Genomic DNA, 24,984 nt, shown 5'->3' with positions numbered 1-24,984 from the left:
ATTATCGACATTTCGGTCAGGCCTCTCTGTCCGTCGATGACGCCACCGGATAGCGTATTCGGATGCGCTCCCGCAGAAGCGACTGCTGTGGTCCCGCACCGGCCGGTTCGACCGGATGCCGTCTCAGTACGGCTGGCTCCGGTCCGTCGGCTGGCGTTTCGGGCTCCCGTTCGTCAGGTCCGCGGCGCACTGCCGACAGAACTGGTAGTCTTCCTCGTTTCTCGCCCCGCAGTGTGGACAGTCGACGGCGGCAGTGCTGTCGTCGGTGGCGTTACCACGGCGCGCTTCGGTATCGCCCTGCCCCGTCGCGCCGGCGGGGTCGCCCCGGTACCGATATGCGTACAGCATGGTCAGGACGTGGAGCCCCACGAGAAGCGCGATTGCGCCGTAGAGCCACTCGCTCACCATCATATGTAATGATACGTGAACGTACTACTTGAGGGTTGTGCCGAGTTAGCAATACCCGGCAATTTCGGGTGGTCTCACGCCTCAACGGTGGCCCAGCGGGACGCCGGACGGTGTAGGCCAGCGTTCAAATAGGACAACGCGGTCAGGGCCCCTATGCCCGCTCACGCGCTCGGTGGTCCCTGATGGGCCGTCGAACACTCGTGGCCGTCGCCCGGCCCGACGGCCGATACGACCCCCGTCTCGCACACTGGGGCGTCGACGCCGACCCCCTGTCCCAGTCGAGGCCGCTCGGGACCGGGTGGACGGCGTCGGCCGTCCTCGGGACGCTCGATGCCACCTACGACCGGCTGGTCGTCTGCGACGGCGCGGTCCGCTCGTTCGCCGTCTGCTGGCTCGACCCGACGCTGTCGGACCCGACGGACATCGTCCTGGCCCGCACTGCCGACCCCGGCGCGTTCCGGCAGTGGTGGGTCGACCGCAAGGACGAGGCCTGTCGGACGCTCGACCGCGCCGACCGGGACCCGGTGACCGTCCGGCGCGCCCTCCTCGACGCTCTCCGGGACTGCGTTCCGTCGGTCCACTCCCCCGACGACGCGTCCTTTTTACGCGGGGACCGCTAACCGCCGCCCGTGACCGCCGTCGAGACGCTGACGTACCCCGACCCCGCCGCCGCCCTGGACCTCGCGTCGCGGGCCACCGACCGCGGCGCGCTGGTGACGCTCGTGGGCACCTGTACGGTCGAGTACGAGGGCCGAGCGGCCAGTTCGCTGGGGCCCGGGGACCGCCACGTGATGCTCAAGCCCGACGGGGCCGCGCTGGTCCACACCGACGAGGGCCAGCAGCCGGTGAACTGGCAGCCGCCGGGCTGTGAACACAGCGTCGACGTCGCCGACGGCTCGCTCGTCGTCCGGTCGACGCGGTCGACGCCCGAGGAATTCCTGGAGGTTGTCTTCGAGACGGTCGCCCACGCCGCCGCCTTCGACGTGACCGACTCCGAGGACCTCGCGCTCACCGGGACCGAGGCCGATTTGAAAGACCGCATCCTGGAGGAGCCGGCCCTGGTCGAGTCGGGCTTTACGCCGCTCGCGACCGAGCGCGAGACGCCCGCCGGTGCGGTCGACATCTACGGGGAGGACGCCGACGGCCGGACGACGATACTCGAACTCAAGCGCCGGCGCGTGGGCCCCGACGCGGTCGGCCAGCTCGGTCGGTACGTCGACGCGCTGGAACGTGACCTGCACGCCGACACCGAGGTCCGCGGCGTCCTCGTCGCCCCGTCGGTGACCGACCGGGCACGCCAGTTGCTCGCGGAGAAGGGACTGGAGTTCGTCCCGCTGGAGCCGCCGTAACGCCCCGTGTCGGCTCCCAGTCCACCGCGACCGTCCCAGCGGTGTCGACGACCACGCGGTGGCCCCTGTAATCGAACGCGACGTGCCCGCCGGTGTCCGATTCGACGGTGCACGCCGTCAGTGCGTCCGGATTGATGCTGTCGGCCAGCGGTGGCAGGGTCCGCGTCGGCCGTCCCTCTGGGACCGCGACGGCCCGAACGACGGCTGACTCATTCGAGCCGGTCCTGCAGGTCCGCGAGCGCGTTCATCGCCTCTATCGGCGTCATCGTCGCCACGTCGAGCGACGCCAACTCCGCGGCCACCGACGCCGGGAGTTCGCGCCCGTTCGTCCGGAGCGCCTCGCCGTCCGCCGTCGCTTCGTCGGCCGGGGCCGCTCCGTTCGCCGCTGTCGCCCCGTTCTCCGCCGGCCCTGTCGTCGCTGGGTCCGTCTCCGCATCGGGAGTGGCCGCCGTTCCGTCGGCGTCCGCCAGCAGGGCTCGCGACCGCTCGACGACGGCCTCGGGCACGCCGGCCATGCTCGCCACCTCGACGCCGTAGGAGGCCGCCGCGGGCCCGGGCGCGAGTTCGTGGTCGAAGCGGACATCGCCGTCCTCCCGGCTGGTCTCGAAGTGGCGGTTGGTCGCGCCGGGCAGGTCGGCCGCGACGGCGGTCAGGTCGTGGTGGTGGGTGGCAAACAGCGTGTACGCGCCGACCTCGTCGTGGAGGTACTCGGTGACGGCGCGGGCGATAGCCAGTCCGTCAGCCGTCGACGTGCCGCGGCCCACCTCGTCCAGCAGGACGAGCGAGTCGGCGGTCGCCGCGTCGAGAATCGTCGCCAGTTCGGTCATCTCTATCATGAACGTCGAGCGGCCGCCGGCGATGTCGTCGCTGGCCCCGACGCGGGTGAACACCCGGTCCAGTATCGGGAGGTCGGCCGCCTTCGCGGGGACGAAACTGCCCGCCTGCGCGAGCAGGCATATCAGCGCGACCTGGCGCATGTACGTCGACTTCCCGCTCATGTTCGGGCCTGTGACGACGGCGAGGAAGGGCCGGATATCGTCCGCAGCAACGCCGTCGTCGCTGCTGTCCCCGCTCGCTTGGACTGGCCCGCTGCCCAGCCCCGTGTCGTTGGGGACGAACGCGTCCTCGGCCCGCTCGACGACCGGGTGGCGGCCGGCGGTGATGTCGATGCCGTCGCTCCCGACGGTCGGCCGGCAGTAGTCGTACTGCGCCGCGACCGCGGCGAACGAGACAAGCACGTCGAGGCGGGCCAGTCGGTCGGCCAGGGCCTGGACGCGCTCGGCCTCGCCGGCCACCTCGTCCCGGACCGCACAGAACAGGTCGTACTCCAGGTCGTCGGCCGCGCTCTCGGCGCGCAGAATCTCCTCCTCGCGCTCCTTGAGTTCCGGCGTGTAGTAGCGTTCGCTGTTTTTCAGCGTCTGGCGGCGCTGGTAGTCGTCGGGCACGGAGTCGAGGTTGGCGTTGGTCACCTCGATGTAGTAGCCGTGCACCGAATTGTGGCCGACCTTCAGCGAGTCGATGCCGGTGCGCTCGCGCTCGCTCGCTTCGAGGTCGTCTATCCACTGTTTGCCCGACTGCTCGGTCGAGCGGAGTCGGTCCAGTTCCTCGTCGTAGCCCTCGCGGACGACCCCGCCCTCGGTCACCGCCTGTGGCGGGTCCGGGCGAATCGCCGCCTCGATTTCCTCGCGGACCGCCGTGAGCGGGTCCAGCGTCGCGTGCAGGTCCGCGAGCAGGCGGGCGTCGGCGTCGGCGAGGCGGTCCCGGATGTCCGGCACGACCGACAGCGTGGCGGCCAGCGACCGGAGGTCCCGTGCGTTCGCCCGGCCGCGAGAGACGCGCGATATGAGCCGTTCGAGGTCGTATACGTCCGCGAGCAGGTCCGCGAGCGCCTCCCTGGTCGCGGGGTCCCGCTGGAGTTCCGCGACCGCGCCGTGGCGGGCCTCGATGCGGTCGGCGTCGAGCAGCGGGCGGCGGAGCCAGTCGGTCAGTTTCCGCCGGCCCAGCGCACACGCCGTCTCGTCGACCGTGTCGACGAGCGTGCGGTTCTCGTGGCCCCGCACCGACCGGCGCTCGAACAGTTCGAGGCTCTCGACGGCCACCGCGTCCAGCAGCATGTACTCCCGCGGGTCGTACCGCGTGAGGTGATTGAGGTAGTCGAGCGTCCCCGCGGGGTCCACGTCGGGGTCGACCGGTTCGCCGTCGGGCCCGACCGCGCCCGCGCTGCCGCGCGTGTACTCCGCGTACGCCAGCAGCGCGCCGCAGGCACGGATTTCCGCGTCGCTGCCCAGCAGACGCTCGGGCGGGCCGAAGTACTGGGCCACGCGCTCGTCGGCCCGTTCGCGGTCGAAGGCCGCCGCCTCGTAGCGCGTCACCAGACAGGCCGGACCGAAGACGGTGTCGCGGTCCACGTCCACGTCCGGGCCGACGATGGCCTCGGCCGGCCCGAATCGGCTGAGTTCGTCGGCGACGGCGGCCTCCGAGCCCACGCTCGTGGCGTAGCAGTCGCCGGTCGACACGTCGAGCAGCGCCAGCCCGTAGCGCTCGCCGGCGGTGAGCGCGGCGACGTAGTTGTTGTCCGCGCCGCCGAGCAGTTCGCTCTCGGTGAGGGTCCCCGGCGTGACGACGCGGGTCACCGCCCGTTCGACGACGCCGCTGACCTCGTCGGGGTCTTCGACCTGGTCGGCGATGGCGACCCGGTAGCCCGCGTCCAGCAGCGTCTCGACGTAGGACTCGGCGTTGTCGATGGGGATGCCGGCCATCGGGTACTCGCCGGTCGAGTCCTCGCGCTGAGTCAGCGTAATCTCACACAGCCGGGCGACCCGTTTCGCGGCCGCACAGAAGGTCTCGTAGAAGTCCCCGACCTGAAAGAGGACCAGGGCGTCGTCGTACTGGCGGCACAGCTCGTAGTACTGTGCCATCATCGGCGTCAGGTCCTCCTCGAGCTCGGCCATCTGCTCGGGCGGGCCAAGCGCAGCGTCCATACCCGTTGGCAACAGCCGACTCCTGATAGGCGCTCCGCTCTCCGCCCCGGGTGACCGCCCGCCGTCGCCGTCCGGCCACTGATTTTTATACCGTCCGAGAGACGTAGGCTGTATGTCACGTCGCGCCAACTACGCGCTCTGTCAGTTCCAGCAACACCTCGGTCCGTCGGCGGACTCGCTCGCCGTCCCCTGGGCCGAGTTCACCGGCGACGCCACCGACCCGGTCGCGTTCGACCTCCCGACCGCGTCGCCGGCGGACCCGTACGTCGAGATGCAGGTGTTCGACGTCGCGGACTTCGACCACGAAATCGTGGTCAACGGCGACCCGCTGTCGGGGTTCGACATCGCGCCGGGCGAGGGCTGGCAGCTCTGGATGGACACGATTGCCCCCGAGCGCCTCCACCGCGGCGAGAACACGATTCAGTTCCGCCGGAACCCCGACTCGAAGGACGCCTTCGTCGTCGGGTCGGTCACGGTCCACTGGACGGAGCCCGTCGAGTGAATATATAAACAGTCCGTCGCCGTCCCGATGGGGCGTGCCAACAGCTACCACTGTTGACAGACAGTACTACCTCAGTCGGGTGATTTCACCTGTTCCGGCCGCGTCGACCGGTGGTCGGCGAGCACCCTATAACCCCTACTTTTATATAGAACCACATGCAATCTTCGCTTGATTATGAGCCAACGCCAGATGCAGGGCCAGCCGATGATCATCCTGGGAGAGGACTCCCAGCGGATGAAGGACAAGTCCGCACAGGAACACAACATCTCGGCCGCTCGCGCGGTCGCCGAGTCGGTACGCTCGACGCTCGGCCCGAAGGGGATGGACAAGATGCTCGTCTCCTCGATGGGCGACGTGACCGTCACCAACGACGGCGTCACCATCCTCTCGGAGATGGACATCGACAACCCGACAGCCTCGATGATCGTCGAGGTCGCGGAGACACAGGAGGACGAGGCCGGTGACGGCACGACATCCGCCGTCGCCATCGCGGGCGAGCTCCTCAAGAACGCCGAGGACCTCCTCGAACAGGACATCCACCCGACGGCCATCATCAAGGGCTTCAACATGGCCGCCACGCAGGCCAAGGACGAACTCGACGACATCGCCACCGACGTCGAACCCGACGACGAGGAACTCCTGAAGAAGGTCGCCGAGACCTCGATGACGGGCAAGGGCGCGGAGCTCAACAAGGAGCTGCTCGCCCAGATTATCGTCGACGCGGTCAACGCCGTCACCGTCGAGGCCGAGGACGGCTCCGTCATCGCCGACCTCGAGTACCTCAACATCGAGACCCAGACCGGCAGCTCCGCCGGCAACTCCGAGCTGCTGGAGGGCGCGGTCATCGACAAGGACCCAGTCCACGAGGAGATGCCGACCGAGGTCGACGACGCCGACGTGCTGCTGGTCGACACCGCCATCGAACTCGACGAGACCGAGGTCGACGCCCAGCTCTCCGTCGACGACCCGAGCCAGCTCCAGAACTTCCTCGACAAGGAAGAGGAGCAGCTCAAGCAGATGGTCGACCGGATAGCCGACACCGGCGCTGACGTGGTCTTCTGTCAGAAGGGCATCGACGACATGGCCCAGCACTACCTCGCCGAGAAGGGTATTCTGGCAGTGCGCCGCGCCAAGAAGTCCGACATCGAGTTCCTCAAAGAGGTCCTGGGCGCTCGCATCGTCTCCGACCTCGACTCCGCGACCGCGGAGGACCTCGGCCACGGCTCCGTCACCCGCGACGAGGCCGAGGGCCTGTTCTACGTCGAGGGCAGCGGCGACGACGCCCACGGCGTCACGCTCCTGCTCCGTGGCTCGACCGACCACGTCGTCGACGAACTCGAACGCGGTGTCACGGACGCGCTGGACGTCGTCGCGTCCACCGTTGCCAACGGCAGCGTCCTCGGCGGCGGCGGCGCACCCGAAGTCGAGGTCGCCCGCCGGCTCCGCGACTACGCCGACGGCATCGAGGGCCGCGAGCAGCTCGCCATCGAGTCCTTCGCCGACGCGCTGGAAATCATCCCGCGCACCCTCGCGGAGAACGCCGGCCTCGACAGCATCGACACGCTCGTCGACCTGCGCGCCGCCCACGAGGACGGCGACGTCAGCGCCGGCCTGAACGTCTTCTCCGGCGACGTGGAGAACACGCTCGACACCGGCGTCGTCGAGCCGACCCACGCCAAGCGCCAGGCCATCTCCTCGGCTGCCGAGGCCGCGAACCTGGTCCTCAAGATCGACGACATCATCGCTGCCGGCGAACTCTCGACCTCCGGCGACGGGGACGAGGGTGCCGGCGGCCCCGGCGGCGCGCCCGGCGGCATGGGCGGTATGGGCGGCGGCATGGGCGGCATGATGTAAGCGAGGTTTTGAGCAACGCGAAACACCTCGTATACGCGAGCAGGGTAGGGCCGAGCGAAGCGAGGGCCTACCTCACGGTCGAGCGGAGACTTCCGAACGCACGAACGACGAATCCGTTTTCCGCTGTTTCGCCGCGTAGGCCGAACTGTCTCGACCGGGCACGGCGTTCGCACCCGTGTTAGCCAAACGCGGAATCGACCCGTGAAACTGAACGAACAGTCACCTGTGTCGCTGCGAACTACCGACTGTCCCGGTCCGCCTGGTGGGACGGACCGGTGACGGTGGGTGGGGGTTCGAGGCTGTTTCTGTACCCGCGTCAGTCCGGCCGTGCCGTCCGGTTTCGCTCGCGGGCGTCGAACACCACCTCGGTCGTCCCGAGGTCGCTGTAGCGGAGCGTCTCCGTCACGCGGTGCGCGTCCGACCCGTCGACGACCGTGTACTGGAGGGCGTAGCTCCGGACCACGCCGCCGGGCGTCACGGTCGCGGAGAGGGAGACGTTCCTCACGCGGTCGGCGGGGCGGGTGGCGACTGCGCCGGCTTCGGCGGCGCCGGTGCCCTCGATGCGGTACAGCGAGACTCCGTACAGTTGCTCGACGACCGGCTGGCCGGGGCGAACCGATGTTACGTTGGTCGCCGAAAGCAGGTCGATGAGCCGGCCGTTGAACGTGGGTTCGAAGAACAGCGCGGCCCGCGGGGGGCGCGGCGGGCCGCCGATACCGCGACTGTCCGCGACCACAGCGGTCGTCGTCGACCCGTTGACGGTGGTCCGCCTGAGTGCGCGGCCGTCCCGCCAGGTTTCGTGGACCTCCCGCGCGTGAACCCCCTGGCCGGTCACCGTTCGGGTGGCCGTGTACGACCGGTAGCCCGCGCTGACGCTGGCTCGCGTCCGGACGCGCCTGTACAGGTCGCCGTCGCGCCTGACGGTTCTGGTGTGGCGGACCTGGTAGGAGGTGTTCGAGAGCCCGGCGACGTGGGCGCGGGCGAGCGCGGTGGCGTTGCCGACGCGGTCGCCGACGATGCCCGGCGCGTGTCGGTCCGGGCTCGTCGGGGTGTCCGCGGTCGGGACCGGTGCCGGCGTCACCGTCCCCCCTGCGGCGTCGTCGCCGAACAGGCCGGTGCACCCGGCGCTCAGCAGGCAGAGACAGACCGCGGCAATCGCCGCCCCGCGACGCATACCAGTACCTGGTCGCGTGGCGGTATAGTCCCTGTGACGGCGTGGGTATAAGTGGGGTCGAGTGCCAACGGTTCGTATGCAGACGCTGCTTCTCGGCGCGGACGCGGTCGAGACTCACGCGACGATGCCGGCCGTCATCGACGCGGTCGCCGCCGCCTTCGCCGCCGACGCGAGGGGCGACACCGTCATGCCGGCAAAGTCCTACATCGACCTGCCACAGTACAACGGCGACTTTAGGTCGATGCCGGCCTACGTCGACGCTGAGACGTGGGACGCCGCCGCGGTCAAGTGGGTCAACGTCCACCTGGACAACCCCCGCGACCACGACCTGCCGACCGTGCTCGGGACGCTCATCTACTCGGACCCCGAGACGGCGTTCCCGCTCGCCGTGATGGACGGCACCGTCCTGACGCGCCTGCGGACCGGGGCGGCGGCCGCCGTCGCCACCGACCACCTCGCCGTCGCCGACGCGGACTCGCTGGGGCTCGTCGGGGCCGGCACGCAGGCCTACACGCAACTGGCGGCCATCTCGTCGGTCCGGGACATCGAGACGGTGGTCGTCGCCGACCGGGACGCGGAGAAACAGCGGGCGTTCGTCGACGCCTTCGACGACCGGTTCGACGTGCGGGCCGGCACCATCGAGGACGCCGCCGGCTGTGACGTGCTGTCGACGATTACGCCCGTCGAGTCACCCATCGTCGAGCGGGCGTGGCTCGGCGAGCGCACGCACGTCAACGCCATCGGGGCCGACGCCGCCGGCAAGCAGGAACACGAGGCGCGCACGCTGCTGGACGCGAAAGTCGTCATCGACAACTACGAACAGTGTACCCACTCCGGCGAGATAAACGTCCCCTGGAGCGAGGGCGTCCTGACCGACGCCGACCTCTACGGGGAACTCGGGGCCATCGTCGCCGGCACGCTCGACGGCCGGACCGACGACGACGGCCTCACCGTCTTCGACTCGACGGGGCTCGCCATCCAGGACGTGGCCGCGGCACACGTCGTCTACGAGAACGCGAGCGCCGAGGGCGACGGGACGGCGTTCCCGCTGGTCGACACCGACGCGACCTGATTAGGTCGGCGTGAGGGCGTCCGTGACCTTCGAGATGCCCCAGACGATGACGATAAACGGCAGGAGCGGGAAAAGCAGGACGAGCAGGCCGGCGAGCATGCCCCAGCCGATCATGTCCATGCCCTCGTTGGGACGGCTCCGCGTCCCCGGCGTGACCGACCGGAGCGCCGCCGGTAGTCGTCCGCTGTCGTCCGTGTCGTCAGGTGAATCTGCCATACGCTCTCTTGCGCTGATACGTGTATAAGCCTAGCCCCGGCGGCTACATCGCGCCGGCGACGCCGCTGCCGATGGCGGCCCCGCAGTCGCCACAGGCGACGAGGTAGAACCGCTTCGAGGCCGTGAAGAAGCCGGTCGTCGAGTCCATGTCGAGGAATTCCACGTCGTCCTGGTCGGTCAGCTCCGCGTCGCACTCGGGACAGTGGACCATCAGGCCGCACCCCCGTTGGACTTCGCGCCGGCGACGCCGCTGCCGATAGTGACGCCACAGGCCGCGCAGTTCGCGGTGTAGAAGCGCTTGGAGGCTTTGATGAAGCCGACCGCCGAGTCCACTTCGACGAACTCGATGTCGTCGGCCGTTTCGAGCGCGGTCTCACAGTCAGGGCAGTGTACCATACGTCCGTGACACCTGTCGAGTCCGGCAAAAATCTTGTGTGGGTCCCCCTTCGTCGGCCCGGGTGCCGCGACGGGTCCGGTTACACACAGCGACTGCCGGTGTGTCGCCGACGCGGCTACGGCGGCGTCCCGCCGTCCCCGGCGATATCGGTGATGTCGGTGTACACCGCGAAGGCCGAACAGAACCCGTCCGCATCGTCGGGGTTTATCGGCACCGACTGGAGCTGGAACGTCCGGGGGCCGTCGACCGTCTGGCGCGTGACCTCCGTGGTCGTAATATCACCCGTCTCCGCACGACTCGTGATGCGTTCGGCCTGTTCCCGCTGGGCGTCGGTCGCCGTGATGACCCGGTCCAGGTTCCGGCCGGCGACGTCCGTTCCCGGCGGGACGAACGTCGCCTCGAACGCGGGGTTGACCGACTGGATTATCGGGTCCCCGTTCCGCAGTTCGACCGAGGCAATCGCGTTCGTCGTGTGCGTAAACAGCGTCTCGTAGCGCTGTGTGGTTTCGAGCGCCCGCTGCTGGGCCCGGTTCTGCGCGACGGCGTTCGTGACCCGGTTGGCCAGGAGTTCGTACCGCTCGACGTCGCTGCCCTTCTGGAGGTAGTCGGTGACGCCGGCGGAGATGGCCTCGCTGGCGATTTCCTCGCTTCCCTTCCCGGTAAACAAGATAAACGGGAGGTCGGGATGCTGCTCGCGTATCGCCTGCAGGAACTCGATGCCGTTCCGGCGCGGCATGTCGTAGTCGGAGACGACGCAGTCGACGGGACGCTCCGCCAGCACCTCCTGGCCATCGCCGGTGCTGTCTGCCCGGACCACGGTGAGACGGTCGTCCTGCCGTTCCAGGAGGGTCGCCGCCAGTTCGGCGAAGTCGGGGTCGTCGTCGACGTGGAGAACGGCAATCGGTTCGGGCACGCTGCAGTAACCACTGTTCCCGGCCGACAAAAGCATCTCGGCGGGACCGGTCGATGCGCCGACAGGACCGCTCGCGTCGCCCGTGGCGGCCGCTGGGTCTCTCGAAGGGAAAGGTATAGCACCGTCGCTATCGGATGTTCCGATATCATGACCACGACCGGCGAGGAACGCGAGCGGGGGTTCGACCACACCGAGGTCGAGCCCCGGTGGCAGCGCACGTGGGACGAGGCCGACGTGTTCCGCATCGACGACGACGAGACCGACCCGGAGTACGTCCTGGCGATGTTCCCCTACACCTCCGGGAGCCTCCACATGGGTCACGTCCGGAACTACACTATCACGGACGCCTTCGCCCGTTTCGAGCGGATGCGCGGCGAGAGCGTCCTGCACCCGATGGGGTGGGACTCCTTCGGGCTGCCCGCCGAGAACGCCGCCGAGGAACGGGACACCAACCCCCGCGACTGGACGATGCAGTGCATCGAGTCGATGCGCGAGCAGCTCACGGAGATGGGCTTTGGCTACGACTGGGACCGCGAACTCGCCACCTGTGAACCCGAGTACTACCAGTGGAACCAGTGGCTGTTCAAGCAGTTCCGCGAGGAAGGACTGGTCGAGCGACAGGCCGCCGAACTGAACTGGTGTCCCTCCTGTGAGACGGTGCTGGCAGACGAGCAGGTCGAGGGGGAAGACGAACTCTGCTGGCGGTGTGACACGCCCATCGAGGCCCGCGAGATGGACCAGTGGTTCTTCACCATCACCGACTACGCCGAGGAACTGCTGGGGGCGCTCGAGGACCTCGACGGCTGGCCGAACAACGTCCGGGAGATGCAGCGCAACTGGATCGGCAAGCAGGAGGGCGCGAGCGTCGCCTTCGAGGTCGGTGACTACGGTGACGTGGACATCTTCACCACGCGGTTGGACACCATCCACGGGGCGACCTTCTTCTCGCTTGCCCCCGGTCACCCGGTCGCCCAGCAAATCGCCGAGGACAACGAGGCGGTCGCCGAGTACATCGAGACGGCCGAGGACGCAGACGAGGACGACCTCGACGTGACCTCCGGCGTCTTCACCGGCGAGTACGCGACGAACCCAGCCACCGGCGAGGAGATTCCCGTCTACGTCGCTGACTACGTCCTGACCGACGTGGGCACTGGTGCGCTGTACGCCGTCCCGGCCCACGACGAGCGCGACCACGAGTTCGCCCAGGCCCACGACATCGACGTCGTACAGGTCGTCGAGCCGACCGACGACGCCGACGCAGACCCCGAGGACGTCGACGTACAGGAGCAAGCCTACCCCGAGGACGGGCTGCTCGTCAACAGCGGCGAGTTCGACGGCCTCACCAGCGAGGAGGCGCGCGACCGCTTCGTCTCCGAGTTCGACGGCGAGCACCGCACGGAGTACAACCTCCGGGACTGGGGCATCTCGCGCCAGCGCTACTGGGGCACCCCGATTCCGATGATTCACTGCGACGACTGCGGCTACGTCGAGGTCCCGGACGAGGACCTGCCCGTCGAACTGCCCGAGTTCGTCCACACGACCGGCAATCCGCTCGACGCCGCCGAAGAGTGGAAGCACGTGGACTGCCCCGAGTGCGGAGCCGACGCGGTGCGGGAGACGGACACGATGGACACGTTCGTGGACTCCTCGTGGTACTTCCTGCGCTACACGTCGCCCGACCTCGACGACGCCCCCTTCGACGCCGAGCGGGCGAGCGACTGGATGCCCGTCGACCAGTACGTCGGTGGCATCGAACACGCCGTCATGCACCTGCTGTACGCCCGCTTCTTCACGAAGGTGCTCGACGACCTCGACATGGTCGACGGCGTCCGCGAGCCCTTCACGAACCTCACGAACCAGGGCATGGTGCTGGGCGAGGACGGCAACAAGATGTCCAAGAGCCTCGACAACGGCGTCTCGCCCCAGCGCATCATCGAGGAGTACGGCGCTGACACGGCCCGCCTGTTCATCATGGAGGCCGCCCAGCCCGAGAAGGAGTTCGCCTGGAGCCCCGAGGGCGTCCAGTCGGCCCACAGCTTCCTCCAGAACGTGTACACGCTGGTCTCGGAGTACGCCGACGGCGAGGCGGGAAGCGCCTCGGAAACCGCGCACGCCGGCGACGCCGACGAAATCGCCGACTACGTCGCCCGCGAAATCGACGCCACCGCGGCGAAGGCGACCGCGGAGTTCGAAGACTTCCGGTTCAACCACGCGCTCCAGGCCGTGCGGGAACTGGTGTCGCTGCTGCGCCGGTACCAGGAGGCGACAGCCCCCGACGCCGACACCTTCGAGCGCGGGCTGGCGACGGCAGCGAAACTGCTCGCCCCGGTCGCCCCCCACGCCGCCGAGGAGATGTGGGCGGAACTGGACCGGGACGGCCTCATCGCCGAGGCCGAGTGGCCGGCCGCGCGGGCCCCCGACGGCTACGACATCGAGCGCCGCCTGGTCGAGAACACCCGCGAGGACGTCCGCGACATCGTCGACACCGTCGGCATCGAGGACCCCCAGACCATCACCCTCGCGGTCGCGCCCCAGTGGAAACACCGCGTGCTCGACCTGGCCCGCAACGCCGACGGCAACGTCGTCGGGACCGTCATGCAGGACGAGGACCTCCGCGAACAGGGCGAGGCGGCCGCGGACTTCGCCAAGGAGGTGGCCGGCCGCGCGCAGTCGCTCGACGAGCAACTGCCGCCCGAACGCGAGCGCGAGGCGCTCGAACGCGCCGCGTGGCTCATCGAGCGAGAGTTCGGGGCCGAGGTCGTCGTGCAGGGGCCCGACGAGGCGGACCCGGACCTCGTGAGCAAGGCCGGCCCCGGTCGCCCCGCAATCGACATCGCCAAGTGACGCGCTCGCGTCCGCCGATTCTCCGCCGTGTTAGTCGGCGCTGACCAGCCCGGTGTCGAGCAGGTCCTCGTAGACGTTCGCGGCGTGGCCCTCGGGCGCGACGCCCTCGTAGACGCCGACGACCTGCCCCTGTGCGATGACGAACGTCGTCCGCTGGGCTCGGCCGTCGGTCAGGTCCACGTCGAAGGCCGCCGCGATACGTCCCTCGGGGTCGGCGAGCAAGTCGAACGAGAGGGCTTCGCTCTCGGCGAACTCGCGGTGGCTCTCGACGCCGTCGGTCGAGACGCCGTACAGTTCGACGCCGGCGTCCGCGAACCGCGCCGCGTACTCCTCGAACTGATTTGCCTCCGTCGTACAGCCCGGCGTGTCGTCGGCCGGGTAGAAGTACAGCACTGTCGGCTCCGCGAACGCCGGCCGGACCGCGTCGCCGTGCTGGTTCCGCGCTCTGATGGTCGGCACCTCGGTTCCGGGTTCCAGCACCATCGTCAGTTCACGGGGATGTCCGTGCCGTCGTCGTCCTCGCTGTGTCGGACCTTCCCCAGCCGCACCGTGAGGACGCCGCTGTCGTAGCTCGCGGTGGTCTCTTCCTCGTCGACTGCTTCCGGGAGGTGTAGCGACCGACTCAGCGACTGCTGGCGGCGCTCGCGCTGGACGTACTGACCGTCGCTTGCCTCGTGCTCCTCGCTCGCCGAGGCGCTGATAGTGAGTTTGCGGTCCTCGACCAACTGCACGTCGATGTCCGCGCTGTCGTAGCCGGGCAGGTCCGCGCGGACGACGAAGGCGTCGCCCGCGTCGAGTACGTCGACCGGGACAGCGCCCACGTCGACGCCGAACTGCGCTCCCAGCATGTCGAACGCGCGCTCGATTTCGCTGAACGGGTCTCTGTCTGACATGTCCGGGGGTACGAGTGCCCGGGACTTAAGAAACGCCCCGCCGGGTCAGTTGACGACCGTCCGGGAGTCGTACGACCCCAGTCGGCGGACCCAGCCGCCCTCGGCGATGGCCTCGATGTCGGCGAGCGCGTCCTGCGTGCGCTCCTCGTAGAGGCCGGCCGAGATGTCGATGTGGAAGACGTAGTCGCCGAGTCGCTCGCCGCTGGGGCGGGACTCGACGCGCGTGAGGTTGATGTCGCGGTCCGCGAACGGTTCCAGCAGTTCCAGCAGCAGGCCGGGGTAGTCCACGTCGGGGTAGACGATGAAGGAGGTCTTGCCGCCGGCCTCGCTGCGCTCGCTCGCCGGGGCGACGACGACGAAGCGGGTGGCGTTCGAGGACCGGTCCTGGATGTCTTCGGCGAGGACCTGCAGTTCGGTGCCGTTGGTCGCGTTCTCGGGGTGGCCGATGGCCGCGACGCTCGGGTCTTCGCGGGCACGTTCGACGCCGCGGGCCGTGGAGGCGACGGCCTCCACGTCGACGCCGGGGTAGTGCTCGTCGAGCCAGCCGCGACACTGGGCCAGCGCCTGGGCGTGGCTAGCCACCAGCGAGAAAGCGTCGTCCTGTGCGAGCAGGGCGTGGCGGATGGGCGTGATAATCTCCTCGACGACGGCGACGTCGTGCTCCGCGAAGGCGTCAAGCGACTCGGTGACGGAGCCTTCGATGCTGTTCTCGACGGGGACGACGCCGCGTTCGGCCTCGCCGTCGGCGACGGCCTCGACGATGGCGGTCACCGACTCGGAGAAGGCTATGTCGCCGTCGGTGACTGCCTGCGCGGCGCGGTGGGAGTAGGTCCCCTCCGGACCCAGCGTGACAGTGGTCATACCCGGGGTACAGCGGTGGGAACCAAAAGAACCGCGGTCAGCGACGACGCCACAGCGTCGTCGCCCCGTCTCAGGACAGCCGGGCCAGTTCCTCGTCGGACAGCTCGATGGCGCTGGCGGCGACGTTCTGTTCGAGGTGGGCGACGCTGCCGGTCCCTGGAATCGGCAGCGTCACGTCCGAGTGACCCAGCAGCCACGCCAGCGCAATCTGGTACGGCGTCGCGTCGTGGCGGTCGGCGATGTCGTCGATGCCGTCCACGTCGTCGAGGTCGCCAGCGCCCAGCGGGAACCACGGGATGAAACCGATGTCGTAGTTCTCGCAGGCCTCCAGCACGTCCTCGTCGTCGCGGTGCGCGACGTTGTACTGGTTCTGGACCGTCGCCACGTCGACGATGTCGCGGGCGCGGTCCAGTTGCTCGACGGAGACGTTCGAGAGGCCGACGTGGCGAATCAGCCCCTCGTCTTTCATCTCGGCGAGCGTGTGGACGGAGTCCTCGAACGGCGTGTCGGGGTCCGGCCGGTGGTACTGGTACAGGTCGATGGGGTCCATTCCCAGTCGGTCCCGCGAGCACAGCTGGGCGTTGCGCAGGTAGTCCGGGTCGCCGTGGGCCAGCCAGTCGGCGTCGGTGTTGCGCAGCAGGCCGCCCTTCGTCGCGATGACGAGGTCCTCGCGCTCGGTGTCGAGCGCCTCGCCGATGAGCCGCTCGGAGACGCCCGGCCCGTAGGAGTCCGCCGTGTCGATGAAGTCGACGTCGAGTTCGACCGCCCGCTCCAGTACGGCGTGGGCGTTCTCTTCGTCGTCCGGTTCGCCGATGATGTCCTCACCGGTGAGCCGCATCGCGCCGAACCCGAGCCGGTGGACCGTCAGCTCTCCGCCGATGTCGAACGTGTCGCTCTCGTTTGAGATCATACCGGTACCGTCGTCGCCGCGCCTGAAAACTGACGTGCATGTTACAACCGTTACCGTGGTCGGGCCGTCGCGCCGGCCGCCGTCACTCGCCGTCGCGGTGGAACAGCGCGAGGTGCACGAGCAGATACCGCGAGGCGTAAAAGACCGTGACGCTGGCGACGAAGGCAAACAGCGAGGCCTCCGCGACCGACACGCCGAACCCGGAGTCGACGAACGGGTTCCGGCCCATCGCCGCGATGTACGTCGACACTGCGTCGCCGCCGCCCAGGCCCACGGCGAACAGACAGAGCGAGAGCGCGATGGCCAGGCCGCCGGTGCCGAGCGCGACGTATCGCGCGAAGTCCTCGGCGTTGAGCGCCGCGTGAGCCTGCCGTTCGGTCAGCGGGGTGAACCGGACCCGGTAGAGGACCGACCCGACGAGCAACGTCGCGCCGAACAGCTGCAGGAACGCGCCGAACAGCCCGAGCAACAGCACCTTCGGCGAGGCGACGGCGGGGTCGACGGCCGGGAGAAACGCCGCGGTGCTGTCCGGGTACAGGCCGTACATCGGGAGCAACAGTGCCAGCGCCCCGAGCAGGGCGCTCTGTAGCGCGAGCGTCCGCGGAACGGTCTGTCTGAGATACGAGTGGCGCTCGTAGCGGACGCGCTCGTACGTCGAACCTGAAATGATGGCTTGGGCGATGGTGTCGTCGGGCTGTGAGTCAGTAGACATGTCTTACCGCTTCCTATCCACCGTCTGTTTACTCAATCCCCCATATAACCTTTTTGCACGGTGTAAATCTCGCCACTATCCACGCCAGAGCGGCTGTGCCGCCGGTATTCGCTACTGTGGCGCACGTGTCGCAGGGTGACGCTACCGCGTGTGAACCGCCTCGCCGCGGGCGGCCGCGGCCGCCTCGTGCACCGCCTCGGAGAGCGTCGGGTGCGTGTGAATCGTCCCGGCGACGTCCTCCAGCCGCGCGCCCATCTCGATTCCCAGGCCGAGTTCGGCGACGAGTTCGGACGCCTCCGGGCCGACTATCTGGGCCCCGAGCAGGAACTCCTCGTCGGCGTCGGCGACGACGCGGACGAACCCATCCCGCTCGTTGACGGTGAGCGCGCGGCCGTTGGCCCGTAGCGGCATCTCCCCGGTGACCGGGTCGAAGCCGGCCGCCTCGGCCTCGCGTTCGGTCATGCCGACGGTGGCGATTTCGGGGTCGGTAAACACCGCGGCTGGAATCGCCTGGTGGTCGAAGGCGGCCGGCTCCCCGGCGGCGGCTTCGGCGGCGACTTTCCCCTCGGCCATCGCCTTGTGGGCCAGCATCGGCTCGCCGGCCACGTCGCCGACGGCGAAGACGCTCTCGGCGGCCGTCCGGCACTGCTCGTCGGTCGGCAGGGCCCCGTCCTCGTCGGGCTGGAGGGCTATCGCGTCGAGGTTCACCGTGTCGGTGACCGGCTCGCGCCCGACCGCGACCAGACACTGCTCGGCGTTGTACTCGGTGACCTCGTCGTCGGTGTCGAGGGTCCGGACCCGGATGCCATCGGCCGTCTCCTCCCAGCCGTCGGCCGCCTCGCCGAAGTTGAAATCGATGCCTAGGTCCGCGGCCCGCTCCCGGACGACCGCCGCCACGTCGTCCTCGTAGCCGGGCAACGCGTCCTCGAGCATCTCCACGACCGTCACCTCCGCACCCAGTTTGGCGAACACCGTCGACAGCTCCATCCCGATGTACCCCGCGCCGACGACGACGAGCTTCTCGGGGACCGACTCAAGCGCTAGCGCGTCCTTCGAGGAGAGGATTCGCTCGCCGTCGAACTCGAAGCCCGGGACCTCGACCGGTCGGCTCCCCGTGGCGACGACGGCGTGCTCGAAGGCGATGGACTCGGAGCCCTGCCCCTCGCCGCCGTGGGCGACCCTGACCGTCCCGTCGTCGACGAACTCGGCGGCCCCCTCCACCAGTTCGACGCCGGCGCTCTCACACAGCGCCTCGACGCCTCTCGTCAGCCGCGTGACGACGCCGTCTTTCCACTCGGTCATCCCGGCCATGTCGACGGCCGGGTCGGCGAACACGCCCATCTCCTCGGCCTGCCCGGCGTCGTGGGCCACGTCCGACGCCGAGATGAGGGCCTTCGACGGGATGCAGCCGTGGTTCAGGCAGGTCCCGCCGTAGGCGTCGCGCTCGACGAGCGTCGTGTCAAGTCCCAGTTGCGCGCCCCGGATGGCGGCGACGTAGCCGCCCGGACCGCCGCCGATGACGAGCAGTTCGGTTCCCGTAGTGACGTCTCCGACAACCATAGCGGCTTCTCGCAGGGGCCGGTGAAAAGGTATCGCCCTTCCCGTGCCGTCGCCGTGCCCGGTCAGTCCGCGGTCGGCAGTTCGACGACGATTCGTGTCCCGCGGGGCTCGCGGTCCTCGATGCGGACCGACCCGTCGTACTGCGTCACCATCGTCTCGACGAAGTGCAGGCCGAACCCGTTCGCGCTGACCGGTGCCGTCTGCCAACCGTCACGGCCGAACACCCTGTCTCGAATCGCCGGGTCGATGCCGGGGCCGTCGTCCTCGATGCGGATGACCGTCGTCTCGCCCTCGACCGTCACCGAGACCCACGCGCTGGGGTCGTCGCCGTCGTTGTGCTCGACGGCGTTGACGAGGACGTTGTACACGACCTCTTCGAGCAGTTCGTCGGCGAGGACCGGGGCCGCCGCTGGCGCGTCGACGGTGACGGCGGCGGCCGGATAGTCGAGTTCGAGTCGCGCCACGCAGTCGTCGACGACCGACGCGAGGTCGTGCGGTTCGACCGCCGGGGACTCGTCCGCAATCTGCCGGAGGACGCGACGGACCCGCTGGACCGTGTCGACCATCTCGACCCCCCGGTCGTCGATTTGTTCGACAAGCGCCCGCCGCTCGTCGTCCTCGTCCATCGCGTCGAGGAGGCGTTCCGTCCCGCCGAGGACGACGGTCATCCCGTTGAGCACCTCGTGCCGGAGGAGGTTGTTGAAGAAGGCTATCTGGGACTGGCGCGCCTCGAGTTCCGACTCCTTTCTGCGGAGTTCGGTCACGTCCGCGATGGCAGCCACCGTGCGGACGACCTCGCCGTCGCCGTTCGTCACCGGGACCATGTTGGTCGAGAGCCACACCGTCTCACCGTCCGACTGCTCGACGGCGTGCTCGTGGCCGTACACCGGCTCACCGGTCGCCACGACGCGGTCGAACGGCAGGTCGCCGATGTCGAGCAGGTCCGTCCGGTCGTCGAAGACCCGCCACTCCGTGCCCTCGGTCGGTCGACCGAGGATTTCGACGGTCTCCAGGTCCAGCACCTCCTTGGCGTAGCCGTTGGCGCGGAGGACGGTCCCGTCGCGGTCGAGCACGGCGATAGCGACCGGGCTCGACTCCAGCACGGACTCGATGAACGCGAGCTGCTCGCCGAGGCGCTCCTGGATGTGCTTCTTGCTGGTGATGTCCTTGACCATCCCCACGATGACGGGCCGGCCGTCCCGGCGCTCGCTCAGTATCTCCGTCAGGAGCCCCCAGACCGTCTGTCCGCCGACCGTCTCCAGCTCCAGTTCCCGGCTCACTTTCCCGCGCTCACGAATCGCTTCGAGGACGGTCTCGCGTTCCGCCGGGTTCGCGTACGCCTCGATAACCTTCCGACCTACGAGGTCGTCGGCGCTCTCGGCCCCGAGTAGCGTCGCCATCTCCGGGTTCGCTTCGAGGACGACACCGTCCTCGACCGGCTCGGTCACGAACACCCCGACCGGGGCGTGCTCGAAGAACTCGGCCAGCTTCTCCACTTCGTCTCTGAGTTCCAGCGTGTTGGTAGCGTAGGCGATGTCCCGGCCGACGTCGCTCAGCAGCTCTACCTCCGACGCGTCGAAGGCGTCGGTCCGGTCGGCGTAGACGAACAGCGCCCCGTAGGACACGCCGTCGTAGGTCAGCGGCACGGCCGCGACCGACCGGAAACCGCGCTCCAGTGCGGCCTCCCGCCACGGCTCGAACGAGGAGTCGCGTTCGATGTCCTGGCAGACCTGTATCTCGCCGTTCCGTATCGCCCGTCCGGCGGGACCCCGGCCCCGCTCGCTCTCTGCGGCCGTCACGGAAATCTCGTCGAGGTAGCCCTGCTCGTCGCCGCCGCCGGCGCGCGGTTCGATGGCGTCTGTCTCCGGGTCGTGACAGCCGATCCAAGCGAAACGGTACGGCTCGGACTCGGTGATGATGTCGCAGACGCGCCCCTCCAGCGTCTGCCGGTCGCGGGCCGACAGCAGCGCTCGGTTGATTTCCCGGCTGACTGCGGCGATGTGCTCGTACCGCGTCGCGCGCCGCTCGGCCGACCGGTGGTCGAGGACCGCCTCGATTCGGTCGGCGAGCAGGTCGTAGCCGGCGTCACCGACCCGCGGGACGAACCCGGTCACGCCGCTCGCCAGCGCCTCGCTGGCCAGCGACTCGTCGTCGCCTGCCGCGAAGAGGAGGACGGGCAGCGTCTCGTCGGCCGCTCGGACGGCCCGCAGGAGCGAGAGCCCGTCGCCGTCGCTGAGGGACTGTTCGGTCACGACGCAGTCGACGACCCCGGACTCGACGGCGGCCAGTCCAGCCCGCTGTCCGGCGGCGGCCTCGACGGCGATTCCGTTGCCGGCGGGCAGCCGCCGACGAACGGCGTCCGCGCCGTCCTCCGTCCCGACGTACAGGACGACCGCCGGTAATTCCATGGCTAGTCATCGACAGTTGGCGCGTATAACGCTGTGGGCAGCATTTCAAATCCTGACAGCAGTACTCAGTGGCAAACTATGGCACGGTGGTGGCCGTCCCCATCGGCATGGCAGACGCACAGCTACGGCGCAGCTTCCGGCGACGCCCACGCCGACGTGACCGACGTGGAACGGCCTACTCCAGCAACAGGCGCGTCGGGTCCGCCAGATACGCCTCGAGCGTGTTGCCGAAGCGGGCGGCGTCGGCCCCGTCGATGACGCGGTGGTCGATAGCCAGCGACAGCGGGAGCGTGGGGCTGGCGACGACGTCCCCGTCTTCCGCGACCGGCCGCTCCGCTAGCGAGCCGATGCCGAGAATCGCCGTCTCGGGGACGTTGATGATCGGGCTGGCGTACTCGCCGCCGATGGCTCCGAAGTTCGTCACCGTGAACGTCCCGCCCTGCATCTCCGCGCGCTCTATGTCGCGGCTGCGCGCCCGCTCGACGAGGTCGTTCACCTCGCGCGCGATTTCCAGGATGCCCTTCTCGTCCACGTCGTCGACGACCGGGACGACCAGCCCGTGGTCGGTCGCCGTCGCGACGCCGACGTTGTAGCTGTCGCGGTAGACGATTTCCTCGGCCTCGGTGTCGAGCGCCGTGTTGAGAATCGGGTGCTGGTCCAGCGCCGCGGCGACGCACTTCAGCACGAGCGGCGTGTACGTCAGACGGACGCCGCGCTCCTCGGCCAGCGGTTCGAGGCGCTCGCGGGCCGCGACCAGCCCCGAGACCTCAGCCATGTCGTGGTGGGTGGCGTGGGGGACCTCGCGGCGCGAGCGCGCCATCTGCTCGCCGATGCGCCGACGGATGCCGCGGTAGGGCTCGCGCCGGTCGCCATCGCTCGCCTCGACGCCGGTGTCGGCCGCCCCGGTCCCGGCGTCGCTCGCCGCCCCGTCGCCGCTGACCGCCTCGGCGTCGGCCGCCTGCGCGGCCTGCTGAGCCTCTGCGTAGGCCCGGACCGCCCCCGCGTCGACGTACGGTTCGCCGTCCCGCTGCTCGTCGGTCGGGACGGCGTCGATGTCCACGCCGAGGTCGCGGGCCACCTTCCTGGTGGCGGGCGTCGCCAGCGTCTGCTCGCGCCGCTCGGCCTGTGGCTCCTCGCTGACCTTCCGGACGGCCGACTTCACGGCCGGCCCGTCGTCGCCCTCGTCCGTCTCGCCGTCGTCGACCCGCGAGACGACCGATGTGGGGCCGTCGCTCTCGTCACCTTCGTCGGCGTCCGATACCTTCGAGACGACCGACGTTGGACCGTCCTCCTCCTCTGAGTCCCTCTCGTCGGCCGACTGCGCCGCCGCCTCTATGTCGCTCTCCGTGACGCGGCCGCCGGGGCCGCTCCCCTGGACGGCCGTCACGTCGACGCCACGCTCGCGGGCCAGGCGGCGGACGCTGGGCGACGCGAACACGCGGCCGCCGCGGGCCGACGCGGTTCCGCTCTCGGCCGCGGCGTCGCCGTCAGTACTCGAATCCGCTTCGCCCTCCGCTGTCGCGTCGTCTCCTACCTCGTCGACGCTTTCGCTTTCCGCGCCGGCCGCTTCGCTCTCCGCATCGCCGTCCTCCGCGATGGTGACCAGCACCTCGCCGGTCTGTACCACGTCGCCGACCTCGGCGTGCAGGTCCCGGACGACGCCGTCGACCGGCGACGGCACGTCGACGGCGGCCTTGTCGGTCTCCACCTCGGCCAGCACCTGGTCCTCGGTCACGGCGTCGCCCGGCGCGACGTGCCAGGCGAGTACCTCCCCCTCGGCGACCCCTTCGCCGAGGTCCGGGAGCTTGAACTCGAACATGACTCAGAACTCGACTGCCTCTCTGATACCGTCTTTGATGCGGGCGGGCTCGGGGAGGTAGTAGTCCTCCAGGGCGTACAGCGGGTAGGGCACGTCGAAGCCCGTGACGCGCGTTATCGGCGCTTCCTGGTACAGCAGCGCCTCCTCCTGGATGGTGGCGATGATTTCGCCGGCCAGCCCGCCGGTCTTTGGGGCCTCGTGGACGACGGCCGCCCGTCCGGTCTTCTTGAACGACTCGACGATGGCGTCGGTGTCCATCGGCGAGAGCGTCCGCAGGTCGACCACCTCGGCGTCGATGCCCTCCCCGGCCAGTTCCTCGGCGGCTTCGAGCGTCGGCCGGGTCATCGCGCCCCAGGTGAACACCGACACGTCCGACCCCTCGCGGCGGGTCTTGGCCTCGCCGAGTTCCACCGTGTAGGACTCGTCTGGAACGTCCTCGCGGAACGACCGATAGATGAGCTTCGGTTCGAGGAACACGACGGGGTCGGGGTCGCGGATGGCCGCGGTGAGCAGCCCCTTCGTGTCCCGCGGGGTCGAGGGGACGACCACTTTCAGGCCGGGTTCGTGGACGTAGAACGCCTCCTTGGACTCGGAGTGGTGCTCCGGCGCGCGGATGCCGCCGCCGTAGGGCGCACGGAGCGTCAGCGGGCAGTTGTATCGCCCGCGGCTCCGGGTCCGCAGGCGGGCGGCGTGGCTCACGAGTTGGTCGAAGGCGGGGTACATGAACCCCGAGAACTGGATTTCGGGGACCGGCCGCAGGCCGTAGGCCGCCATGCCGACGGCGGTGCCGACGATGCCCGACTCGGCCAGCGGCGTGTCGACGACTCGGTCGTCGCCGAACTCCTCGTGGAGGCCCTGCGTGGCGCGGAAGACGCCGCCGTTCTTCCCGACGTCCTCGCCCATCACGACGACGTCCTCGTCGCGCGCCATCTCGCCGTAGAGCCCGTCGCGGACGGCTTGGACGAGCGTGAGACTCTGTGTCGGTGTGTCAGTACTCATTCCAGTAGCACCTCGTCGCCGTGCCGTTCTTGGAGCTCCTCCAGGTACTGCAACTGCTGTTCGAGCCGCCGCGGCATCTCCGCGTACACGTCCGCGAACAGCTCCTCGGGCCTGGGCCGCTCGGTCGCCTCCGCGGCGTCGATGGCCGCCGCGACTTCCTCCCGGACCGACTCGTCGATGGCCGCGACCCGCTCGTCGTCGAGCAGGCCGCGGTCCCGCAGGAACCGCTCCATCCGCGGGATGGGGTCTTTCCGCTTCCAGCGCTCGACCTCGGCGTCCTCGCGGTACACCGACGGGTCGTCGGCGGTGGTGTGTGCGCCGAAGCGGTACTGCACCGCCTCTATCATCGTCGGGCGGCGCTGTCCCTCCGGCGGGTCGTGGGCCTTCTCGACGGCCTCGTGGGTCACCTGATACACCGCGAGGGGGTCCATCCCGTCGACCTGGACCCCGTCGAAGCCGTAGGCGTTCGCCTTCTGGGCGAGCGTCTCGCTGGCGGTCTGGCGCTCCCGCGGCACGGAGATGGCCCACTGATTGTTGTTACAGAAGAACACTGCCGGCACGTCGAACACGCCTGCGAAGTTCAGCCCCTCGTGGAAGTCCCCCTCGCTGGTGGCCCCGTCCCCGAAGTACACGAGGACGGCGGTGTCGTCGCCCCGGAGCTTCCCGGCCCACGCGGCCCCGGTCGCGTGTGGTATCTGCGTCGCAATCGGCACCGCGAGCGAGAACACCTGTACGTCCGCCGGCGGCGAATTGCCCCGCTCGGAGCCCATCCAGTACAGCAGGTCGTCGGACAGGTCCCACCCTCGAACGGCCAGGGCGACGTGTTCGCGGTAGCTCGGGAACAGCCAGTCGCCGTCCCGCAGGGCGAAGGCGCTGCCGACCTGTGACGCCTCCTGGCCCGACATCGGGGGGTAGGTCCCCATCCGCCCCTGCCGTTGGAGGCTCACCGCCCGCTGGTCGAAGTGGCGGCCGAGCTTGAGGTAGCGGTACATCTCGACCAGGTCGTCGTCCGGGAGGTCCGGGACCGTCGCGCCGTCGACCACCGTCCCGTCCTCGTCGAGGACCTGTACCCTGTCGGCGGGGTCGCGCTGGAGGACGCTCACGGGAACCGC

General features: G+C 69.3%; 23 protein-coding genes and 1 pseudogene. 6 read left to right on the top strand and 18 right to left on the bottom strand.

Translation table 11 applies throughout. The features are described 5' to 3' along the window. Positions 1 to 123 precede the first annotated feature (123 nt). The gene (locus VI123_RS00205) at positions 124 to 411 is read right to left on the bottom strand and encodes a zinc ribbon domain-containing protein (protein WP_336336075.1); all 288 of its coding nucleotides are present in this window, start codon (positions 409 to 411) and stop codon (positions 124 to 126) included. Positions 412 to 590: 179 nt separating this feature from the next. Between VI123_RS00205 and VI123_RS00200 the strand changes: the two genes are divergently transcribed. Together VI123_RS00200 and nucS are read left to right on the top strand one after the other, a co-directional pair. Beyond that, positions 591 to 1,028, top strand: a complete 438-nt coding sequence (locus VI123_RS00200) for a hypothetical protein (protein WP_336336074.1) — start codon at positions 591 to 593, stop codon at positions 1,026 to 1,028. A gap of 9 nt (positions 1,029 to 1,037) precedes the next feature. Beyond that, complete coding sequence (gene nucS / locus VI123_RS00195; protein ID WP_336336073.1) at positions 1,038 to 1,757, top strand: endonuclease NucS; 720 nt, start codon at positions 1,038 to 1,040, stop codon at positions 1,755 to 1,757. 31 nt (positions 1,758 to 1,788) lie between these two features. On the opposite strand, the pseudogene VI123_RS00190 reads toward nucS, so the two are convergent. Together VI123_RS00190 and mutS are read right to left on the bottom strand one after the other, a co-directional pair. Next, a pseudogene (locus tag VI123_RS00190) lies at positions 1,789 to 1,953 on the bottom strand (HalOD1 output domain-containing protein); the annotation flags it as partial. A 13-nt stretch (positions 1,954 to 1,966) separates the two neighbouring features. Further along, positions 1,967 to 4,738 (bottom strand): DNA mismatch repair protein MutS, encoded by a 2,772-nt coding sequence (gene mutS / locus VI123_RS00185; protein WP_336336072.1) that lies wholly within the window; start codon positions 4,736 to 4,738, stop codon positions 1,967 to 1,969. A 112-nt stretch (positions 4,739 to 4,850) separates the two neighbouring features. Between mutS and VI123_RS00180 the strand changes: the two genes are divergently transcribed. Together VI123_RS00180 and thsB are read left to right on the top strand one after the other, a co-directional pair. Beyond that, positions 4,851 to 5,240, top strand: coding sequence for a DUF7383 domain-containing protein (locus tag VI123_RS00180; RefSeq protein ID WP_336336071.1), 390 nt, complete (start codon positions 4,851 to 4,853; stop codon positions 5,238 to 5,240). Positions 5,241 to 5,414: 174 nt separating this feature from the next. Then, positions 5,415 to 7,094: a thermosome subunit beta gene (gene thsB, locus VI123_RS00175; RefSeq protein ID WP_407066968.1), complete on the top strand. Its 1,680-nt coding sequence runs from the start codon at positions 5,415 to 5,417 to the stop codon at positions 7,092 to 7,094. A gap of 316 nt (positions 7,095 to 7,410) precedes the next feature. Here the strand turns inward: thsB and VI123_RS00170 are convergent, their stop codons facing one another. Continuing rightward, positions 7,411 to 8,268 (bottom strand): hypothetical protein, encoded by an 858-nt coding sequence (locus VI123_RS00170; RefSeq protein WP_336336070.1) that lies wholly within the window; start codon positions 8,266 to 8,268, stop codon positions 7,411 to 7,413. Between the two features lie 76 nt (positions 8,269 to 8,344). On the opposite strand from VI123_RS00170, the gene VI123_RS00165 reads away from it, so the two are divergent. Further along, on the top strand, positions 8,345 to 9,340 hold the full coding sequence (locus VI123_RS00165; RefSeq protein ID WP_336336069.1) for an ornithine cyclodeaminase family protein: 996 nt from the start codon (positions 8,345 to 8,347) through the stop codon (positions 9,338 to 9,340). On the opposite strand, the gene VI123_RS00160 is transcribed toward VI123_RS00165, so the two are convergent. From VI123_RS00160 to VI123_RS19255, 4 genes are all read right to left on the bottom strand, one after another. Then, on the bottom strand, positions 9,341 to 9,556 hold the full coding sequence (locus tag VI123_RS00160; protein ID WP_336336068.1) for a DUF7535 family protein: 216 nt from the start codon (positions 9,554 to 9,556) through the stop codon (positions 9,341 to 9,343). It lies immediately after the preceding gene. A gap of 43 nt (positions 9,557 to 9,599) precedes the next feature. Next, positions 9,600 to 9,767 (bottom strand): hypothetical protein, encoded by a 168-nt coding sequence (locus VI123_RS00155; protein ID WP_336336067.1) that lies wholly within the window; start codon positions 9,765 to 9,767, stop codon positions 9,600 to 9,602. Next, entirely contained in the window at positions 9,767 to 9,952 is a 186-nt protein-coding gene (locus VI123_RS00150; protein ID WP_336336066.1) for a hypothetical protein, read from the bottom strand. Before VI123_RS00150 ends, VI123_RS00155 begins: the two co-directional genes overlap by 1 nt. Before the next feature lie 116 nt (positions 9,953 to 10,068). Further along, positions 10,069 to 10,866: a response regulator gene (locus VI123_RS19255; RefSeq protein WP_407066967.1), complete on the bottom strand. Its 798-nt coding sequence runs from the start codon at positions 10,864 to 10,866 to the stop codon at positions 10,069 to 10,071. 147 nt (positions 10,867 to 11,013) lie between these two features. Here VI123_RS19255 and leuS point away from each other — a divergent pair, with 147 nt between their 5' ends. Then, positions 11,014 to 13,710 (top strand): leucine--tRNA ligase, encoded by a 2,697-nt coding sequence (leuS, locus tag VI123_RS00140; protein WP_336336065.1) that lies wholly within the window; start codon positions 11,014 to 11,016, stop codon positions 13,708 to 13,710. Between the two features lie 30 nt (positions 13,711 to 13,740). On the opposite strand, the gene VI123_RS00135 is transcribed toward leuS, so the two are convergent. From VI123_RS00135 to pdhA, 10 genes are all read right to left on the bottom strand, one after another. Next, positions 13,741 to 14,193, bottom strand: coding sequence for a peroxiredoxin (locus VI123_RS00135; protein ID WP_336336064.1), 453 nt, complete (start codon positions 14,191 to 14,193; stop codon positions 13,741 to 13,743). A gap of 2 nt (positions 14,194 to 14,195) precedes the next feature. Then, complete coding sequence (locus VI123_RS00130; protein ID WP_336336063.1) at positions 14,196 to 14,603, bottom strand: Hsp20/alpha crystallin family protein; 408 nt, start codon at positions 14,601 to 14,603, stop codon at positions 14,196 to 14,198. 45 nt (positions 14,604 to 14,648) lie between these two features. Further along, positions 14,649 to 15,464, bottom strand: coding sequence for a prephenate dehydratase (gene pheA / locus VI123_RS00125; RefSeq protein ID WP_336336062.1), 816 nt, complete (start codon positions 15,462 to 15,464; stop codon positions 14,649 to 14,651). A 70-nt stretch (positions 15,465 to 15,534) separates the two neighbouring features. Then, a complete protein-coding gene (locus tag VI123_RS00120) occupies positions 15,535 to 16,374 on the bottom strand; it encodes an aldo/keto reductase (protein WP_336336061.1) in 840 nt (279 codons plus the stop codon). An 82-nt stretch (positions 16,375 to 16,456) separates the two neighbouring features. Next, positions 16,457 to 17,086: a hypothetical protein gene (locus tag VI123_RS00115; RefSeq protein ID WP_336336060.1), complete on the bottom strand. Its 630-nt coding sequence runs from the start codon at positions 17,084 to 17,086 to the stop codon at positions 16,457 to 16,459. A 141-nt stretch (positions 17,087 to 17,227) separates the two neighbouring features. Beyond that, positions 17,228 to 18,646, bottom strand: a complete 1,419-nt coding sequence (gene lpdA / locus VI123_RS00110) for a dihydrolipoyl dehydrogenase (RefSeq protein WP_336336059.1) — start codon at positions 18,644 to 18,646, stop codon at positions 17,228 to 17,230. Between the two features lie 62 nt (positions 18,647 to 18,708). Next, the gene (locus VI123_RS00105) at positions 18,709 to 21,054 is read right to left on the bottom strand and encodes a PAS domain S-box protein (RefSeq protein WP_336336058.1); all 2,346 of its coding nucleotides are present in this window, start codon (positions 21,052 to 21,054) and stop codon (positions 18,709 to 18,711) included. Positions 21,055 to 21,229: 175 nt separating this feature from the next. Then, positions 21,230 to 22,873, bottom strand: coding sequence for a dihydrolipoamide acetyltransferase family protein (locus VI123_RS00100; protein WP_336336057.1), 1,644 nt, complete (start codon positions 22,871 to 22,873; stop codon positions 21,230 to 21,232). A 3-nt stretch (positions 22,874 to 22,876) separates the two neighbouring features. Continuing rightward, positions 22,877 to 23,872: an alpha-ketoacid dehydrogenase subunit beta gene (locus VI123_RS00095; RefSeq protein ID WP_336336056.1), complete on the bottom strand. Its 996-nt coding sequence runs from the start codon at positions 23,870 to 23,872 to the stop codon at positions 22,877 to 22,879. Next, a complete protein-coding gene (pdhA, locus tag VI123_RS00090) occupies positions 23,869 to 24,975 on the bottom strand; it encodes a pyruvate dehydrogenase (acetyl-transferring) E1 component subunit alpha (protein WP_336336055.1) in 1,107 nt (368 codons plus the stop codon). The genes VI123_RS00095 and pdhA overlap by 4 nt, the downstream gene beginning before the upstream one ends. Between the last annotated feature and the right edge of the window lie 9 nt (positions 24,976 to 24,984).

It is taken from the genome of Haloarcula sp. DT43 (genome assembly GCF_037078405.1).
In the GTDB taxonomy this organism is placed as follows: Archaea; Halobacteriota; Halobacteria; order Halobacteriales; family Haloarculaceae; genus Haloarcula; species Haloarcula brevis.
The sequence above is the reverse complement of the archived record's forward strand: the minus strand, read 5'-3'. Positions and strand labels throughout refer to the sequence as shown.